The sequence below is a fragment of the Pseudomonas sp. GW821-FHT02B10 genome (assembly GCF_059421865.1).
The window spans coordinates 141,787-159,438 of sequence record NZ_JBWKVU010000014.1 but is presented as its reverse complement, the minus strand read 5'-3'; the positions used below and the strand labels follow the sequence as shown (position 1 = coordinate 159,438).

Annotated in this window: 12 protein-coding genes; 11 read left to right on the top strand and 1 reads right to left on the bottom strand. The window is 65.5% G+C overall.

The genetic code is table 11. From position 1 onward, the window contains the following. Nucleotides 1-62: 62 nt before the first annotated feature. From AC07VU_RS25685 to AC07VU_RS25645, 9 genes are all read left to right on the top strand, one after another. Nucleotides 63-3,830: a nitrate reductase subunit alpha gene (locus tag AC07VU_RS25685; RefSeq protein WP_495030715.1), complete on the top strand. Its 3,768-nt coding sequence runs from the start codon at nt 63-65 to the stop codon at nt 3,828-3,830. A 9-nt stretch (nt 3,831-3,839) separates the two neighbouring features. Beyond that, nucleotides 3,840-5,378 (top strand): nitrate reductase subunit beta, encoded by a 1,539-nt coding sequence (narH, locus tag AC07VU_RS25680; protein WP_495030714.1) that lies wholly within the window; start codon nt 3,840-3,842, stop codon nt 5,376-5,378. Between the two features lie 2 nt (nt 5,379-5,380). Next, on the top strand, nt 5,381-6,136 hold the full coding sequence (gene narJ, locus AC07VU_RS25675; RefSeq protein WP_495030713.1) for a nitrate reductase molybdenum cofactor assembly chaperone: 756 nt from the start codon (nt 5,381-5,383) through the stop codon (nt 6,134-6,136). Further along, nucleotides 6,129-6,809 (top strand): respiratory nitrate reductase subunit gamma, encoded by a 681-nt coding sequence (narI, locus tag AC07VU_RS25670; protein ID WP_007928747.1) that lies wholly within the window; start codon nt 6,129-6,131, stop codon nt 6,807-6,809. The genes narJ and narI overlap by 8 nt, the downstream gene beginning before the upstream one ends. A gap of 10 nt (nt 6,810-6,819) precedes the next feature. Then, nucleotides 6,820-7,785, top strand: coding sequence for a peptidylprolyl isomerase (locus tag AC07VU_RS25665; RefSeq protein WP_495030712.1), 966 nt, complete (start codon nt 6,820-6,822; stop codon nt 7,783-7,785). A gap of 10 nt (nt 7,786-7,795) precedes the next feature. After that, nucleotides 7,796-8,788 (top strand): GTP 3',8-cyclase MoaA, encoded by a 993-nt coding sequence (gene moaA / locus AC07VU_RS25660; protein WP_277589028.1) that lies wholly within the window; start codon nt 7,796-7,798, stop codon nt 8,786-8,788. A 933-nt stretch (nt 8,789-9,721) separates the two neighbouring features. Further along, on the top strand, nt 9,722-11,740 hold the full coding sequence (locus AC07VU_RS25655; protein WP_457276597.1) for a ribonucleoside triphosphate reductase: 2,019 nt from the start codon (nt 9,722-9,724) through the stop codon (nt 11,738-11,740). Between the two features lie 32 nt (nt 11,741-11,772). Next, entirely contained in the window at nt 11,773-11,940 is a 168-nt protein-coding gene (gene nrdD, locus AC07VU_RS25650; RefSeq protein ID WP_053261543.1) for an anaerobic ribonucleoside-triphosphate reductase, read from the top strand. Continuing rightward, complete coding sequence (locus tag AC07VU_RS25645; protein ID WP_457276596.1) at nt 11,937-12,632, top strand: anaerobic ribonucleoside-triphosphate reductase activating protein; 696 nt, start codon at nt 11,937-11,939, stop codon at nt 12,630-12,632. Before nrdD ends, AC07VU_RS25645 begins: the two co-directional genes overlap by 4 nt. 54 nt (nt 12,633-12,686) lie before the next feature. On the opposite strand, the gene soxR is transcribed toward AC07VU_RS25645, so the two are convergent. Continuing rightward, entirely contained in the window at nt 12,687-13,172 is a 486-nt protein-coding gene (soxR, locus tag AC07VU_RS25640; RefSeq protein ID WP_007923596.1) for a redox-sensitive transcriptional activator SoxR, read from the bottom strand. Nucleotides 13,173-13,268: 96 nt separating this feature from the next. On the opposite strand from soxR, the gene AC07VU_RS25635 reads away from it, so the two are divergent. Next, a complete protein-coding gene (locus AC07VU_RS25635) occupies nt 13,269-14,465 on the top strand; it encodes an efflux RND transporter periplasmic adaptor subunit (protein ID WP_495030711.1) in 1,197 nt (398 codons plus the stop codon). A gap of 12 nt (nt 14,466-14,477) precedes the next feature. Then, complete coding sequence (locus AC07VU_RS25630) at nt 14,478-17,621, top strand: efflux RND transporter permease subunit (protein ID WP_495030710.1); 3,144 nt, start codon at nt 14,478-14,480, stop codon at nt 17,619-17,621. Nucleotides 17,622-17,652 lie beyond the last annotated feature (31 nt).

The following is a 17,652-nucleotide window of genomic DNA, read 5'->3' as shown; positions in this document are numbered from 1 at the left end:
CGAATCCAAACCTTGCCCGGTCGGGGCATAGAACCCCGCGGCAAGCCTGAGAGGAAAGCACCATGAGTCATTTGTTGGATCAACTGCGGTTTTTCAACCGCAAGCAAAGCGAGTTCGCCGAGGGCCACGGGGAAACCCGCAAGGAGTCCCGCGACTGGGAAAACGTCTACCGCTCGCGCTGGCAGTACGACAAGATCGTGCGCTCCACCCATGGGGTCAACTGCACCGGTTCCTGCTCGTGGAAGATCTACGTGAAGAACGGCCTGATCACCTGGGAAACCCAGCAGACCGACTACCCGCGCACCCGCAACGACCTGCCCAACCACGAGCCGCGCGGCTGCCCGCGGGGCGCCAGCTACAGCTGGTACATCTACAGCGCCAACCGCCTGAAGTACCCGAAGATCCGCAAGCCGCTGCTCAAGCTGTGGCGCCAGGCGCGGCAGACTATGGCGCCGGTGGAGGCCTGGGCGAGCATCGTCGAGGACCCGGCCAAGGCCGAGTCGTACAAGAGCAAGCGCGGCCTGGGCGGCTTCATCCGTTCCAGCTGGGATGAGGTCAACGAGATCATCGCCGCGGCCAACGTCTACACCATCAAGCAGTACGGCCCCGACCGGGTCGTCGGTTTCTCGCCGATCCCGGCGATGTCGATGGTCAGCTACGCCGCCGGCGCCCGTTACCTGTCGCTGATCGGCGGCGCCTGCCTGAGCTTCTACGACTGGTACTGCGACCTGCCGCCGGCCTCGCCGATGGTCTGGGGCGAGCAGACCGACGTGCCGGAATCGGCCGACTGGTACAACTCCAACTACATCATCGCCTGGGGTTCCAACGTTCCGCAGACCCGTACCCCGGACGCGCACTTCTTCACCGAGGTGCGCTACAAGGGCACCAAGACCGTGGCCATCACCCCGGACTATTCGGAAGTGGCCAAGCTCACCGACCTTTGGCTCAACCCCAAGCAGGGCACCGACGCGGCGTTGGCCCAGGCCTTCAACCATGTGATCTTCAAGGAGTTCCACCTCGACCGCCCGAGCGCCTATTTCACCGACTACGCCAAGCGCTACACCGACCTGCCGGTGCTGGTGCTGCTCAAGCCGATGCTCGGCACCGCGCCGGGGGCCGGCTACCAGCCGGACCGCTTCCTGCGCGCCTCGGACCTGGCCGGCAACCTCGGCCAGGACAACAACCCGCAATGGAAGACCATCGCCATCGACGCCAGCGGCGAGCTGGTGTCGCCCCAGGGCTCCATCGGCTACCGCTGGGGCGAGCAGGGCAAGTGGAACATCCTCGCCCGGGAAGGCGGCGCGGGGCGTGAGATCGACCTGAGCCTGAGCCTGATCGGTGGCGATGTCGCCGAAGTGGCCTTCCCGTATTTCGCTGGGGAAATCCAGGAGCACTTCCAGCATGTGGCCGGCGACGCCGTGCAATACCGCCGCGTGCCGGTGCGCAGCCTGACCCTGGCCGACGGCAGCCAGGTCAAGGTGGCTACGGTGTTCGACCTGTCGGCGGCCAACCTGGCCATCGACCGTGGCCTGGGCGGCGCCAATGTGGCCAAGGACTACGACGACGCCAGCGTGCCCGGCACCCCGGCCTGGCAGGAGCAGATCACTGGCGTCAGCCGCGAGAAGGCGATCCAGATCGCCCGCGAGTTCGCCGACAACGCCGACAAGACCCGTGGCCGCTCGATGATCATCGTCGGCGCGGCGATGAACCACTGGTACCACATGGACATGAACTACCGCGGGCTGATCAACATGCTCATGCTCTGCGGTTGCGTCGGCCAGACCGGTGGCGGCTGGGCGCACTATGTGGGCCAGGAAAAACTCCGCCCGCAATGCGGCTGGCTGCCCCTGGCGTTCGGCCTGGACTGGAGCCGGCCGCCACGGCAGATGAACGGCACCAGCTTCTTCTACGCCCACAGCTCGCAATGGCGCCACGAGAAGATGAGCATGCACGACGTGCTCTCGCCGCTGGCCGACAAGAGCCAGTTCCCCGAGCACGCCCTGGACTACAACATCCGCGCCGAACGCGCCGGCTGGCTGCCCAGCGCGCCGCAGCTCAACAGTAACCCGCTGCACATCTGCCGGGACGCCGCAGCACTCGGCATGACGCCCAAGGACTATGTGGTCAAGTCGTTGCATGAGGGTTCGCTGCGTTTCGCCTGCGAACAGCCGGACAGCCCGCAGAACTTCCCGCGCAACATGTTCATCTGGCGTTCCAACCTCCTGGGCTCCTCGGGCAAGGGCCACGAGTACATGCTCAAGTACCTGCTCGGCACCCGTAACGGGGTGATGAACGAGGACATCGGCCAGGTCGGCGACTGCAAGCCGCAGGAAGCCGAATGGGTGGACCAGGGCGCCATCGGCAAGCTCGACCTGGTCACCACCCTGGACTTTCGCATGTCCTCGACCTGTGTGTATTCCGACATCGTCCTGCCGACCGCCACCTGGTACGAGAAGGACGACATGAACACCTCGGACATGCACCCCTTCATCCACCCGCTGTCGGCGGCCATCGACCCGGCCTGGGAATCGCGTTCCGACTGGGAGATCTACAAGGGCATCGCCAAGGCGTTCTCCAGCATGGCGGTGGGGCACCTGGGCGTGGAGCAGGACCTGGTCACCGTGCCGCTGATGCATGACAGCGTCGGCGAGCTGGCCCAGCCGTTCGGCGGCACCGACTGGAAAACCGCGGGCGTGGCCCCGCAGCCGGGCAAGAACGCGCCGAACCTGCAAGTGGTGGAGCGCGACTACCCGAACATCTACAAGCAGTTCACCTCCCTCGGGCCGCTGCTGGAAAAACTCGGCAACGGCGGCAAGGGCATCAACTGGAACACCGAGGAGGAGGTGAAATTCCTCGGCGAGCTGAATTACCGCGAGGGTGCGGCGGGCATCAGCCAGGGCCGGCCGAAGATCGACACGGCGATCGACGCCGCCGAGGTGATCCTGTCCCTGGCCCCGGAAACCAACGGCCATGTGGCGGTCAAGGCCTGGGCCGCGCTGTCCGAGTTCACCGGCATCGACCACAGCCACCTGGCGCTGTCCAAGGCCCACGAGGCGATCCGCTTTCGCGATATCCAGGCGCAGCCGCGCAAGATCATTTCCAGCCCCACCTGGTCGGGCCTGGAGGACGATCACGTCAGCTACAACGCCGGCTACACCAACGTCCACGAGAACATCCCGTGGCGCACCATCACCGGCCGCCAGCAGTTCTACCAGGACCACCCGTGGATGCAGGCGTTCGGCGAACAGCTGATGAGCTACCGGCCGCCGGTCAACACCCGGACCATCGAGGCAGTGAAGGGCAAGCGCACCAACGGCCACCCGGAAATCGTCCTCAACTGGATCACCCCGCACCAGAAATGGGGCATCCACAGCACCTACAGCGACAACCTGCTGATGCTCACCCTGAGCCGTGGCGGGCCGATTGTCTGGCTCTCGGAAATCGACGCGAAACGCGCCGGCATCGAGGACAACGACTGGATCGAATGCTTCAACGCCAACGGCGCGGCGACCGCCCGGGCGGTGGTCAGCCAGCGGGTCAAGGAGGGCATGGTGATGATGTACCACGCCCAGGAACGGATCGTGAACGTGCCCGGCTCCGAGACCACCAAGACCCGCGGCGGCCACCACAACTCGGTCACCCGGGTGGTGCTCAAGCCGACCCACATGATCGGCGGCTATGCCCAGCAGGCCTACGGTTTCAACTATTACGGCACGGTCGGTTGCAACCGCGACGAGTTCGTCGTGGTGCGCAAGATGGCCCGCGTCGACTGGCTCGATGGCTCGGACGGCGATGAGCTGCCACGCCCCCTGCCGACCGAGATGGATTGAGGAGTTGTCATGAAGATTCGTTCACAAATCGGCATGGTCCTGAACCTGGACAAATGCATCGGCTGCCATACCTGCTCGATCACCTGCAAGAACGTCTGGACCAGCCGCGAAGGCATGGAATACGCATGGTTCAACAACGTCGAGAGCAAGCCCGGGATCGGCTACCCGAAAGAATGGGAAAACCAGGACAAGTGGAAGGGCGGCTGGGTGCGCAACGCCAACGGCTCGATCAACCCACGGATCGGCGGCAAGTTCCGGGTGCTGGCGAACATCTTCGCCAACCCCGACCTGCCGAGCCTCGACGACTACTACGAGCCGTTCGACTTCGATTACCAGCACCTGCACACCGCGCCCCTGGGCGACCATCAGCCCACCGCGCGGCCGCGTTCGGTGGTGTCCGGCAAGCGCATGGAAAAGATCGAGTGGGGGCCGAACTGGGAGGAGATCCTCGGCAGCGAGTTCGCCAAGCGGCGCAAGGACCGGAACTTCGACCAGATCCAGGCGGACATCTACGGCGAGTACGAAAACACTTTCATGATGTACCTGCCGCGCCTGTGCGAGCACTGCCTGAACCCGGCGTGCGCGGCGTCCTGCCCTAGCGGGGCGATCTACAAGCGCGAAGAGGACGGCATCGTCCTGATCGACCAGGAGAAGTGCCGCGGCTGGCGCATGTGCATCAGCGGCTGCCCGTACAAGAAGATCTATTTCAACTGGAAGAGCGGCAAGTCCGAGAAGTGCATCTTCTGCTACCCACGGATCGAGGCGGGCATGCCCACCGTGTGCGCCGAGACCTGTGTCGGGCGCATCCGCTACCTCGGCGTGCTGCTGTATGACGCCGACCGCATCGCCGAGGTGGCGAGCACCGCCAGCGAGCAGGACCTGTACGAGAAGCAGCTGGAAATCTTCCTCGATCCGCATGACCCGGCAGTGATCCGCCAGGCCCTGGAAGACGGGGTGCCGCAGTCGGTGATCGACGCCGCGCAGCGTTCGCCGGTGTACAAGATGGCGGTGGACTGGAAGCTGGCGCTGCCGCTGCACCCGGAATACCGCACCTTGCCGATGGTCTGGTACGTGCCGCCGCTGTCGCCGATCCAGAACGCCGCGGCCGCCGGCACCGTGGGCATGAACGGGGTGATCCCGGATGTCGACAGCCTGCGCATCCCCCTGCGTTACCTGGCCAACCTGCTGACCGCGGGCGACGAAAAACCGGTCAAGCGTGCCCTCAAGCGCCTGCTGGCGATGCGCGCCTACAAGCGCGCCGAACAGGTCGAAGGCGTGCAGGATCTGCGGGTGCTGGAGGAGGTCGGCCTGAGCCTGAGCCAGGTCGAGGAGATGTACCGCTACCTGGCCATTGCCAACTACGAAGACCGCTACGTGGTGCCCAGCGCGCACCGCGAGGAAGCCATGAGCGATGCCTTCGCCGAGCGTTCCGGTTGCGGCTTCAGTTTCGGCAGCGGCTGCAGCGGCAGCTCCGACACCAACATGTTCGGGGCGAAGAAGGCCAACCGCCGCGACGTCCTGAAAACCGTGCAGCTGTGGGAGGAATGAGCATGCGCATCTTGAAAGTGATTTCGCTACTGCTCGACTACCCGAGCGAAACCCTGGTCGAGGGCCGCGACGAACTGGAGCAGGCGATCATCCAGGCCCGGGAAATCAGCCCGAAGCAGCGCGGCGCGCTGTTCGAGCTGCTGGAACTGATCTGCACCAACGACCTGATGGATGGCCAGGAGCACTACGGCGCGCTGTTCGGTCGTGGCCGCTCGCTGTCGCTGCTGTTGTTCGAGCATGTGCACGGCGAGTCCCGCGACCGCGGCCAGGCCATGGTCGACATGCTCGCCCAGTATGAAGCCGCGGGCTTTGCCATCGGCATCAAGGAGCTGCCGGACTACATCCCGCTGTACCTGGAGTTCCTTTCCACCCGCGACGACCTCGAGGCCCGCGAGGGCCTGGCCGATGTCGCGCACCTGCTGGCCTTGCTCGCGGCGCGCCTGGAGGAACGCGAGAGCGCCTACGCCAGTTGCTTGCGCGCCTTGCTGCAAATCGCTGGCGCGGAGCCGCACCAGGCGGTGGCCGACCTGCGCGAACAGGTGGCGGCCGAGCCGCGCGACGATTCCCTCGAAGCCCTGGACCGGATCTGGGAAGAGGAGGCGGTGGACTTTCTCAAGGCCGAGCAGCAGGAACGTTGCAGCTCAATGCCGAGTGCGCCGGGCAAGGACCGGGAGGAAAGCGCGGTACCGCTGCACTGGGTGGATTTTCAGCATCAGGGGCTGGCCGCCGCGCCGTCCGGGGAGGTGGGCAATGTCTAAGTGGAATCTGTTGGTGTTCGGGATCTATCCCTATGTCGCCCTGGCGATCTGCCTGCTGGGCAGCTGGGCACGCTTCGACCTGTCGCAGTACAGCTGGAAGGCCGGTTCCAGCCAGATGCTCGACAAGCGTGGCATGCGCGTGGCCAGCAACCTGTTCCATGTCGGCGTGCTGTTCGTGCTGGCCGGGCACTTTGTCGGCCTGCTGACCCCCGCCTCGGTCTATCACCATGTGATCAGCACCGAGCACAAGCAGTTGCTGGCGATGGTCTCCGGCGGCTTCTTCGGCCTGCTGTGCCTGGTCGGCCTGCTGATGCTGATCAAGCGCCGCCTCACCGACCCGCGGGTGCGCGCCACCTCCAGCCCTTCGGACATCCTGATCCTGCTGGTGCTGCTGGCGCAGTTGCTGCTCGGCCTTTTGACCATAGTCGCCTCCACCGCCCATATGGACGGTTCGGTGATGGTGATGCTCGCCGACTGGGCGCAGAGCATCGTGCTGTTGCGGCCCATGGACGCGGCGGCGGCCATCGCCCCGGTCGGCCTGACCTACAAGCTGCACGTGTTCCTCGGCCTGACCCTGTTCGTGCTGTTCCCCTTTACCCGCCTGGTGCACATGGTCAGCGCGCCGGTCTGGTACCTGGGGCGGCGTTATCAAATCGTTCGGCAGAAAATCTGAGGAGGCAGTCATGTCAGGTGGATGTGGATGTGGCGGCGGTAACGGCGGCAGCGGCGGTTGCGGGTCTTCGGCCCGCGAGGAAACGCTGGTGCCAGAGAGTGAAGTGGAGGTGGGCGTGCAGGCGTTCACGCCGCCGGGGCATGAGCCCGTGGCCGCGGACGAGGCGCCTGTGCAACTGATCGCCAGCAGCGAGCAGGAGTGGCCGATCATCAGCGTCAACCAGGTGCCGATCACCCCGCAGGCGCTGGCCCAGGAGCTGCAATACCACCCGGCGGCCAGCCGCGAGGAGGCGGTGTACCTGGCGGCCAGGGCCCTGGTGATCCGCGAGCTGTTGCAGCAGCGCATCGCCGAACTCGGCCTGACGTTGCAGATCGGCGCCGGCGAGAACCAAGAGGAGGCCGCCACCCGTTTGCTGCTCGAACGCGAGGTGCAGGTGCCGGAGTGCGACGAGGCGGCGTGCTGGCGTTACTACGACAACAACCGCGGGCGTTTTCACAGCGCGCCGTTGCTGGCGGTGCGGCACATCCTGCTCGAATGCGCGCCGGACGATGCCGGGGCGCGCAGCACGGCCCAGGTCCAGGCGGAGGTTTTGCTGCAACGCCTGGACGAGCAGCCCGACAGTTTCGCTGCACTGGCGCTGAAGTATTCGGCCTGCCCGTCGAAGGCCCAGGGCGGTTCCCTGGGGCAGATCAGCAAGGGCCAGACCGTGCCGGAACTGGAACGCCAGTTGTTCGGTCTGCCGACGGGGCTGGCGGCCAAGCCGCTGGAAAGCCGTTATGGCTGGCATGTGGTCTGCGTCGATCAGCGGGTCGAGGGCCAGGCCTTGCCCTATGAGGCAGTGGCTTTGGTGATCCGCAACCAGCTGCAACAGGGCGTCTGGCAAAAGGCCGTGGTGCAGTACCTGCAAACCCTGGTCGGGGCCGCGGACATCCGGGGCATTCATCTGCAAGGCGCCGACTCGCCGCTGCTGCAGTAAGGGGAAGGCCATGAGCAATGTGATGCAGGACGGCTTCGGGCGGCAGATCGACTATCTGCGGATGTCGGTGACCGACCGTTGCGATTTTCGCTGCGTGTATTGCATGGCGAAGAACATGACCTTCCTGCCGCGCCAGCAGGTGCTGACCCTGGAAGAGTTGCAGCGCCTGGCGGCGCTGTTCGTCGGCCAGGGCGTGCGCAAGATCCGCCTCACCGGCGGCGAGCCGTTGATTCGCCCGGGTATCGTTGATCTGTGTCGCAACATCGCCGCCTTGCCGGGCCTGCGCGAACTGGTGATGACCAGCAACGGCTCGCAGCTGGAGCGCCTGGCCCGGCCGCTGGCGGAGGCCGGGGTCAAGCGGATGAACATCAGCCTCGATAGCCTGGACGGGCAGAAGTTTCGCGCCATCACCCGCAACGGCGATCTCGATCAGGTGCTGCGCGGCATCGAGGTGGCGCGCGAGGCGGGGTTCGAGCGGGTCAAGCTCAACTGCGTGGTGATGAAGGGGCGCAACTTCGAGGAAGTACCGCAACTGGTGCGGTACGCCATCGAGCAGGGCATCGATATCAGCTTTATCGAGGAAATGCCCCTGGGTGACGTCGGCCGTTCCCGGGGCGAATCCTTCTGTTCCAGCGACGAGGTACGGGCGCTGATCGCCAGCCGCCATGCCTTGCTCGACAGCACCGAGAACAGCGGCGGCCCGGCGCGTTACGTGCGCCTGGAGCGCCATCCGCAGACGCGCATTGGTTTTATCTCGCCCAACAGCCACAACTTCTGTGGCAGCTGCAACCGGGTACGCATGACCGTTGAAGGCAAGCTGTTGCTGTGCCTGGGGCAGGACGATGCCCTGGATCTGCGTGGCCTGCTGCGGCGTTATCCGCTGGACGACCAGCCGCTGGTCGATGCCTTGCAGCAGGCTTTGCGGCGTAAGCCGTTGCGTCATGATTTCAACCCGCAGGGCACGGTGCAGGTGGTGCGGTTTATGAATATGAGTGGGGGGTGAGATTGGGGGGATATCCGTTGCTGCGGTAATGGCTACTTAGGGTTCCGCTCTTACAGCGGCTTACTTTTGAAAAGCGCAAAAGTAAGCAAAACGCTCTTGCCCCACCACTCGGCACCTCGCTGAGGCTCGGTGTGCCCGAACGCAGGCATTACGGAGCGGGCCGCCGCCATGGGCCATCCATGGCCCGGGGCGGCTAAACCGGCATCCCTGCCGGTTTACCCGCTCCGTAATACCTCCGTTCGGCCAGCGTGGTTAACGGGGGCGCTAGAGATCAAGATCAAAAGCCAGAGCCAGAGCCTTCGCCGGGCGAAGCTTGCTGCTTTTGCCACGCTACAGCTCTTCCGCCGGACACGCTTTGTGTAGCCGCTGCCGAGCGCAGCGAGGCTGCGATCGGCCCGCAGGGACGCTAACCCTGACACCTCGCAGGATCTGGGGCAACGCGGTGCCCGCCTGGCGAGTCCTTCGGCCTCGATCGCAGCCTCGCTGCACTCGGCAGCGGCTACAGGAAGCACACCCACCCCCAGGCCGGCCGGCAGGCCGCCGTCTTGCTTTTGATCTGAGCGCCCCGTTAACCACGATGGCCGAACGTAGGCATTGAGCCGTGGGTAACCCGGCAGGGATGCCGGGTTAGCCGCCCCAGGCCATGGATGGCCTGTGGCGGCGGCCCACGGATCAATGCCGGAGTGAGGGCATGCCGAGCCTTAGCGAGGCACCGAGTGGTGGGGCAAGAGCGTTTTGCTTACTTTTGCGCTCTTCAAAAGTGAGCCGCCGTAAGGGCGGAACCCTAAGTCGCCGTTACCCAAAAAATGGATATGTACACAAACCAAAAAATACTTGATCGCGATCAATGGCAACCCAACCACCACTCCGTAATCTCACTGCATCTTGTGTCTTAAGAACTAAAAATATCTATATGTAGTATCTGGAGGTCAAATGCACAGCACGCTGATCAGGGTGGGCAACAACCGCCTGCACAAACGCGATGGCAGCCGGGTTGCCTTCGATGCGGACAAGATCCGCCAGGCGTTGATCGCCGCCGGCAAGGCCAGCGGCGAGTACGCCGAAGTCGAGGCCGAGGGCTTGCTCAAGGCGGTGCTGGCCCATCTTGAGGGGCATGCGCGGCTGCATGTGGAGCAGATCCAGGACCGGGTCGAGCGGGTGCTGATGGACGCCGGATTCTTCCTCGCCATGCGCGCCTACATCGTCTACCGCGAACAGCACGGGCGCCTGCGCCGCGACCGCAAGACCCTGGTCGAAGTGGCGGCCTCGATGAACGAGTACCTTGACCGCGAGGACTGGCGGGTGCAGGCCAACGCCAACCAGGGGTATTCCCTGGGCGGGCTGGTGCTCAACGTGTCCGGCAAGGTCACCGCCAACTACTGGCTGGACGAGGTCTACAGCCAAGATATCGGCCGCGCCCACCGCGAGGCCGACCTGCATATCCACGACCTCGACATGCTCGCCGGCTACTGTGCCGGCTGGTCCCTGCGCACCCTGTTGCATGAAGGCCTCAATGGCGTGCCGGGGCGGGTCGAGGCCGGGCCGCCCAAGCACCTGAGCAGCGCCCTGGGGCAGATGGTGAATTTCCTCGGCACCCTGCAGAACGAATGGGCCGGGGCCCAGGCCTTCAGTTCCTTCGACACTTATCTGGCGCCCTATGTGCGCAAGGACCGCCTGAACTACCCGCAGGTGCGCCAGGCGATCCAGGAGTTCATCTACAACCTCAACGTGCCGTCGCGCTGGGGTACCCAGACCCCCTTTACCAACCTGACCTTCGACTGGGTCTGCCCGGAGGATCTGCGCGAGCAGGTCCCGGTGATCGGCGGCGAGGAAATGCCCTTCGCCTATGGCGAGCTGCAAGCGGAAATGGACCTGCTCAACCGCGCCTATATCGAAGTGATGCAGGCCGGCGACGCCAAGGGCCGGGTGTTCACCTTTCCGATCCCGACCTACAACATCACCCATGATTTTCCCTGGGACAGCGAGAACGCCGACCGCCTGTTCGAGATGACTGCCCGCTATGGGCTGCCGTACTTCCAGAACTTCCTCAATTCGGACATGCAGCCCAACCAGGTGCGTTCCATGTGCTGCCGCCTGCAACTGGACGTGCGCGAGCTGCTCAAGCGCGGCGGCGGGCTGTTCGGCTCGGCGGAGCAGACGGGCTCGCTCGGCGTGGTGACGCTCAACTGCGCGCGCCTGGGCCATGTGTTCAAGGGCAATACCAGCGGCCTGCTGCAACGCCTGGACGCGCTGATGGAACTGGCGATGGAGAGCCTGGAGGTCAAGCGCAAGGTGATCCAGCACCATATGGACGCCGGCCTGTATCCCTACACCCAGCGTTACCTGGGCACGCTGCGCAATCACTTCTCGACCATCGGCCTCAACGGCCTGCACGAAATGCTGCGCAACTTCAGCGGCGACGAGCAGGGCATGCACACCGAACAGGGCCGCCAGTTCGCCCTCAGGCTGCTGGACCATGTGCGCGCGACCCTGGTGCGCTTCCAGGAAGAAACCGGCCATCTCTACAACCTCGAGGCGACCCCGGCCGAAGGCACCACCTATCGCTTCGCCAAGGAGGACCTCAAGCGTTACCCCGGCATTCTCCAGGCCGGCAGCCGCGAGGCGCCGTACTACACCAACTCCTCGCAGTTGCCGGTGGGGCATACCGACGATCCGTTCGAGGCCCTGGAGCTGCAGGACGAACTGCAATGCAAATACACCGGCGGCACCGTGCTGCACCTGTACATGGCCGAGCGGATTTCCTCGACCGCGGCCTGCAAGCAGCTGGTGCGCAAGGCCCTGGGGCGCTTTCGCCTGCCGTACCTGACGGTGACCCCGACCTTTTCCATCTGCCCGGTGCACGGCTACCTCGACGGCGAACACGAGTTCTGCCCCAAGTGCGACGAAGCCCTGCTGCAGGCCCAGGCCACGGACATGGCCACCGCGCACTGACCTGTCTTCCCCCAACCGCAAGGAGTTCCACCATGAACGCACAATCCACATTGCCCCAGGCGCAACGCCAGCGCTGTGAGGTCTGGACCCGGGTGATGGGTTATCACCGCCCGGTCTCGGCCTTCAACCCGGGTAAACAGTCCGAGCACCGCGAGCGCGTGCACTTCACCGAACAGGCCACCGCGGCCGGTTGCCAATGAGCCGAAAGATGCGGGTCGGGGGCATGGCGCCCCTGACCACTCTCGACTACCCGGGGCTGCTCGCCTGCGTGTTGTTCTGCCAGGGCTGCGCCTGGCGTTGCCGCTACTGCCACAACCCGCAACTGATCCCGCCGCGCGGCAGCGAGGAGCTGGATTGGTGCCGGGTCCTGAGTTTCCTGCAACGCCGCCAGGACCTGCTGGACGCGGTGGTGTTCAGTGGCGGCGAGCCGACCCTGCAGGACGGTTTGCCGGCGGCGATGGATGAAGTGCGGGCCATGGGTTTCCGCATCGGCCTGCACAGCGCCGGCATCAAGCCGGCGGCCTTTGCCCGGGCGGTGGCCGGCGCCGACTGGGTCGGCTTCGACGTCAAGGCCCTGGCCGAAGACGGCCCGATGATTACCGGCGTGCCGGGCAGCGGCAAGGCCAACTGGCGCAGCCTGGAGCTGCTGCTGGCCAGCGGCGTTGACTACGAATGCCGCACCACCGTGCACTGGCACCTGTTGCAGCCGGCCCGCCTGCTGCTCCTCGGCCAGCGCCTGCAAGCCCTGGGGGTCAAGCGCTTCGTGGTGCAGATGGTGCGCACCGCGCGCATGCTCGACCCGCAATTGTCGAGCACGCCGCAACAGGTGCTGGTGCCGGACCTGTGGCAGCACCTGCGCGAGATGTTCCCGGTGTTCGTGCTGCGTGGCTAAGGTGCTGGCGCGGATCGAACGGTCGCCGCCGGGGAGGGCAGGCGGTCCCCTCGATCAATCGGCCTGCGGCTCGCCGGGGATCGCGATTTTCTGGTCCCCCAGCCAGCGCCGGGCGCCGCAGCCGTTGCGCGAGTAGATGTCCTCGGGGTTGTTGAGCTGGCAGTGTTCCATCGACATGCAGCCGCAACCTATGCATTCCTCCAGGCTCATGTTCAGCCGTTCGAGTTCGGCGATGCGTTGCTGCACCCGGGTTTTCCAGGTGGCGGTCAGGCGTCGCCAGTCCGCGCCCGCCGGGGCGGTGTTGATGGGCAGGCCGGTCAGTTGCTGGATGATTTCATCCAGCGAGAAACCGATGCGCTGGGCGAACACGATATAGGCGACCCGCCTGAGGATCGAGCGCGGGTAGCGGCGGTGGCCGCTGCCCACGCGGATCGAGTGGAGCAACCCGCGGGTCTCGTAGAAACGCAGTGCCGAAGCCATGACGCCACTGCGCCGGGCCACTTCGGTGATGGTCAGCAGCGGTTCGCTGGGCTTTTTCATGGGGCCTCCGAAGGGGCTTTACTTAAAGTTAACTTTAACTTTTATATTCCGTCTGCCTATAAATCAATACCTCTGGTGCAGCGGGAGTCCACGTTCATGAATCGAATTCGCCGAGTAGTCGGTCGAGGCTGTTCTTCAACCCATCGATTGGGCGCGTTGTGCCTCCTCTTGGCGCTGGGCGGCTGTAACGAAAAGGGCGAGCCGGTCGCCGCCGCGGCGCCGGTGGTCGAGGTGACGACCGTGAGCGTGCAGGCGGTGCGTGAGTGGGACCTGTTCAATGGCCGCATCAGCGCGATCGACGCGGTCGACCTGCGGCCACGGGTCAGCGGTTATGTCGACCGGGTGGCGTTTCGCGAGGGCGACGAGGTGGAAAAGGGCCAGACCCTGTTCGTCATCGATCCGCGCCCTTACCGCGAGGCGCTGGCCAGCGCCCAGGCCCGGCTGGCCCGGGCCCGCGCCACGGTGCGCCTGGCCATCGAGCAGGACCGTCGCGGCCAGGCCCTGGTCAAGCAGTCGGCGCTGTCGCGGGAGGAGGGCGACATTCGCAGCGCCTCCCTGGCCCAGGGCGTGGCGGACGTGAACGCGGCCGTCGCCGAGGTGGCCACGGCCCAGCTCAACCTCGACTTCACCCAGGTCCGCGCGCCGTTTTCCGGGCGTGTCGGCCGGGCCATGCTGACCCTCGGCAACCTGGCCCAGGCCGACCAGAGCGTGCTGACCAGCATCGTTTCCCAGGACCCGATGTACGTCTATTTCGACGCCGACGAGCAGAGCCTGCTGCGCTACACCGAGCTGCTGGGCAAGGGCCAGCGCCCGGGGGTGAGCAATACCGTGCGGGTCGGCCTGGCCAACGATGTCGGGACCTTCCCCCTGACCGGCACCGTGGACTTCCTGGATAACCAGGTCGACCCGGCCACCGGCACCATCCGCGTGCGCGCGGTGCTGCCCAACCCCGAGCGCCGGCTGACCGCGGGCCTGTTCGCCCGGGTGCGTCTTGAGGGCGGCAGCGAGACCCGTGCGGTGCTGATCGACGACCGCGCGGTGCAAACCGACCAGGACCGCAAATACGTGTACGTCATCGGCCCGCAAAACCAGGCCCTGCGCAAGGACGTGACCCTCGGCCGCCAGCTCGATGGCCTGCGGGTGATCAGCGCCGGGCTGGCCGCCGGTGATCGGGTAGTGCTGAACGGGGCGCAGAAGATCTTCTACCCGGGCATGGCGGTGGAACCCAAGGAAATCGCCGCGCCGACGCAGCAGGCCTCAACCGCCGCGCCCCAGACACCCTTGGCGAAATAAGGAAGAGCGGCCATGGATTTTTCCAAGTTTTTCATCGACCGACCGATCTTTGCCATCGTGCTGTCGATCATCATTTTCGCCCTCGGCCTGATCGCCATCCCGGTGCTGCCGTCGGGGGAATACCCCGAGGTGGTGCCGACCAGCGTGGTGGTGCGCGCCACCTACCCGGGGGCGAACCCCAAGGAGATCGCCGAGTCGGTCGCCGTGCCCCTGGAAGAGGCGATCAACGGCGTCGAAGGGATCATGTACATGAAGTCGGTCACCGGCTCCAACGGTAGCCTGGCGCTGAGCATCACGTTCGTCCCCGGCGTCGATCCGGACACCGCCGCGGTGCGCGTGCAGAACCGCGTGAGCCAGGCGTTGTCGCGGCTGCCGGAAGAGGTGCGGCAGTATGGCGTGACCACCCAGAAGCAATCGCCGACGCCGCTGATGTACGTCAGCCTGCTGTCCCCGGACAACAGCTACGACTCGCTGTACCTGCGCAATTACCTGACCCTGCACGTCAAGGATGAGCTGTCGCGGCTGTCCGGGATCGGCGATGTCGGGGTCTACGGTTCGGGCGACTACGCGATGCGCATCTGGATGGACCCCAACAGCCTGTCCGCCCGGGGACTGACCGCGGCCGACGTGGTGAACGCGATCCGCGAGCAGAACGTGCAGGTCTCGGCCGGCCAGCTGGGCGCCGAGCCTTCGCCCCAGGGCGCCGACTTCCTGGTGTCGATCAGCGTGCGCGGGCGCTTGCGCAGCGAGCAGGAGTTTGCCGATATCGTCCTCAAGAGCGGGGCGGACGGGCAGTTGGTGAAGCTGTCGGACGTGGCGCGGGTCGAGCTTGGCGCGGGCGACTACACCCTGCGCGCGCACCTGGACGACCGCAACCAGGCGACGGTGGGGATTTTCCTCTCGCCGGGGGCCAACGCCTTGCAGGTCGCCGAGGCGGTCTACGGCAAGCTCGACGAGTTGTCCCGGAATTTCCCCGAAGGCGTGGCCTACAAGGCGGTATGGGACCCGACGGTGTTCGTCCGGGAATCCATCAGCGCGGTGCAGCACACCCTGATGGAAGCGGTGGTGCTGGTGGTACTGGTAGTGATCCTGTTCCTGCAGACCTGGCGCGCCTCGATCATCCCGCTGATCGCGGTACCGGTGTCGGTGATCGGTACCTTCGCCTGGCTGTATTTGCTGGGGTATTCGATCAACACCCTGACCCTGTTCGGCCTGGTGCTGGCCATCGGCATCGTGGTCGATGACGCGATTGTGGTGGTGGAAAACGTCGAGCGCTTCATCGAAAAGGGCTACGACCCGCGGGAGGCCGCGCACCGGGCGATGAAGGAGGTGTCCGGGCCGATCATCGCCATCGCCCTGGTGCTGTGCGCGGTGTTCATTCCCATGGCCTTTCTCTCCGGCGTCACCGGCCAGTTCTACAAGCAGTTCGCGGTGACCATCGCGATTTCCACGGTGATCTCGGCGATCAACTCCCTGACCCTGTCGCCGGCCCTGGCGGCCAAGCTGTTCAGGCCCCACGGCGCGCCGCAGGATTGGCTGGAGCGCGGCATCCAGCGAGTATTCGGAGGCTTTTTTCGCGCCTTCAATCGGATGTTCAAACGCCGCTCCGACGGTTATCACGGCCTGGTGTCCTACTCCCTGGGGCGGCGCGGCTCGGTGTTCTTCCTCTACGCCTTGCTGCTGATCGGCACGGCCTGGATGTTCAACCTGGTGCCGGGCGGTTTTATCCCGACCCAGGACAAACTCTACCTGTTCGCCGGCGCCAAGCTGCCGGAAGGCGCGTCCCTGGCCCGCACCGATGCGGTGACCCGCGAGCTGATCGAGACGGCACTCTCGGTGGAGGGCGTTGAGACCGTGCCGGCCTTCAGCGGCCTGAATGCCTTGCAATCGGTCAACACGCCGAATGTCATGGCCGCCTACGTGATCCTCAAGCCGTTCGACCAGCGTCAGCGCGGCGCGGTGGAGATCAATGCCGAACTCAACGCCAAGCTGTCCCAGGTCCATGAAGGTTTTGCCTATGCGCTGTTGCCGCCGCCGATCCAGGGGCTGGGCAACGGTTCGGGGTATTCGCTGTACCTCGAGGACCGCGCGGGCCTGGGTTACGGCGCCCTGCAGAATGCCTTGAGCGCCTTCCAGGCCGCGGTGGCGCAGACCCCGGGCATGACTTACCCGGTCAGCTCCTACCAGGCCAACATCCCGCAGTTGGAGGTGCAGGTGGACCGGGTCAAGGTCAAGTCGCAAGGGGTGTCGTTGAGCGATGTGTTCAATACCTTGCAGACCTACCTGGGCTCGGTCTACGTCAATGACTTCAACCTGTTCGGCCGGGTCTACCGGGTCATGGCCCAGGCCGACAGCTCCTACCGGCAGACCGCCGAGGACATCACCAACCTGCGGGTGCGCAACGACCGGGGCGAGATGGTGCCGCTCGGTGCGATGATCACCGTGACGCCCAGCTACGGCCCCGACCCGGTGGTGCGCTACAACGGCTACCCGGCGGCCGACCTGATCGGCGACTCCGACCCCAAGCAGCTGTCGTCGGGCCAGGTGATCGCCAAGCTGGAAGAGATCGCTGCCCAGGTATTGCCCCGCGGCATCACTCTGGAGTGGACCGACCTGAGCTACCAGCAGGTCACCCAAAGCCATGCCGCGGCGGTGGTGTTCCCGCTGGCGGTGATGCTGGTGTTCCTGGTCCTCGCCGCCCTGTACGAGAGCTGGACGCTGCCCCTGGCGGTGATCCTGATCGTGCCGGTGTGCATGCTCGCGGCCTTGTCGGGGGTGTGGCTCAGCGGCGGCGACAACAACGTTTTCGTCCAGGTGGGGCTGGTGGTGCTGATGGGCCTGGCCTGCAAGAACGCGATCCTGATCGTCGAGTTCGCCCGGGAGCTGGAGCTTCAGGGCAAGGGCATCATCGAGGCGGCGCTGGAGGCCTGCCGCTTGCGCCTGCGGCCGATCGTCATGACCTCGGTGGCGTTTATCGCCGGCTCCGTGCCCTTGCTGATCGGCAGCGGCGCGGGCAGCGAGATTCGCCGCGCCACCGGGGTCGCGGTGTTCTCCGGCATGCTCGGGGTGACCCTGTTCGGGCTGTTCCTGACCCCGGTGTTCTACGTCGCCTTGCGCAAGCTGGCAGTGCGCTACGCGCCGGCGGTCACGGCGTAACAGGTGGCCCGGGGTGCCAAGACGGGCGCCC

Bases quoted from the DNA above. Each gene is read 5' to 3' on its own strand.
- AC07VU_RS25685 (WP_495030715.1), top strand. From the start codon at position 63: ATGAGTCATTTGTTGGATCAACTGCGGTTTTTCAACCGCAAGCAAAGC.
- narH (WP_495030714.1), top strand. From the start codon at position 3,840: ATGAAGATTCGTTCACAAATCGGCATGGTCCTGAACCTGGACAAATGC.
- narJ (WP_495030713.1), top strand. From the start codon at position 5,381: ATGCGCATCTTGAAAGTGATTTCGCTACTGCTCGACTACCCGAGCGAA.
- narI (WP_007928747.1), top strand. From the start codon at position 6,129: ATGTCTAAGTGGAATCTGTTGGTGTTCGGGATCTATCCCTATGTCGCC.
- AC07VU_RS25665 (WP_495030712.1), top strand. From the start codon at position 6,820: ATGTCAGGTGGATGTGGATGTGGCGGCGGTAACGGCGGCAGCGGCGGT.
- moaA (WP_277589028.1), top strand. From the start codon at position 7,796: ATGAGCAATGTGATGCAGGACGGCTTCGGGCGGCAGATCGACTATCTG.
- AC07VU_RS25655 (WP_457276597.1), top strand. From the start codon at position 9,722: ATGCACAGCACGCTGATCAGGGTGGGCAACAACCGCCTGCACAAACGC.
- nrdD (WP_053261543.1), top strand. From the start codon at position 11,773: ATGAACGCACAATCCACATTGCCCCAGGCGCAACGCCAGCGCTGTGAG.
- AC07VU_RS25645 (WP_457276596.1), top strand. From the start codon at position 11,937: ATGAGCCGAAAGATGCGGGTCGGGGGCATGGCGCCCCTGACCACTCTC.
- soxR (WP_007923596.1), bottom strand. From the start codon at position 13,172: ATGAAAAAGCCCAGCGAACCGCTGCTGACCATCACCGAAGTGGCCCGG.
- AC07VU_RS25635 (WP_495030711.1), top strand. From the start codon at position 13,269: ATGAATCGAATTCGCCGAGTAGTCGGTCGAGGCTGTTCTTCAACCCAT.
- AC07VU_RS25630 (WP_495030710.1), top strand. From the start codon at position 14,478: ATGGATTTTTCCAAGTTTTTCATCGACCGACCGATCTTTGCCATCGTG.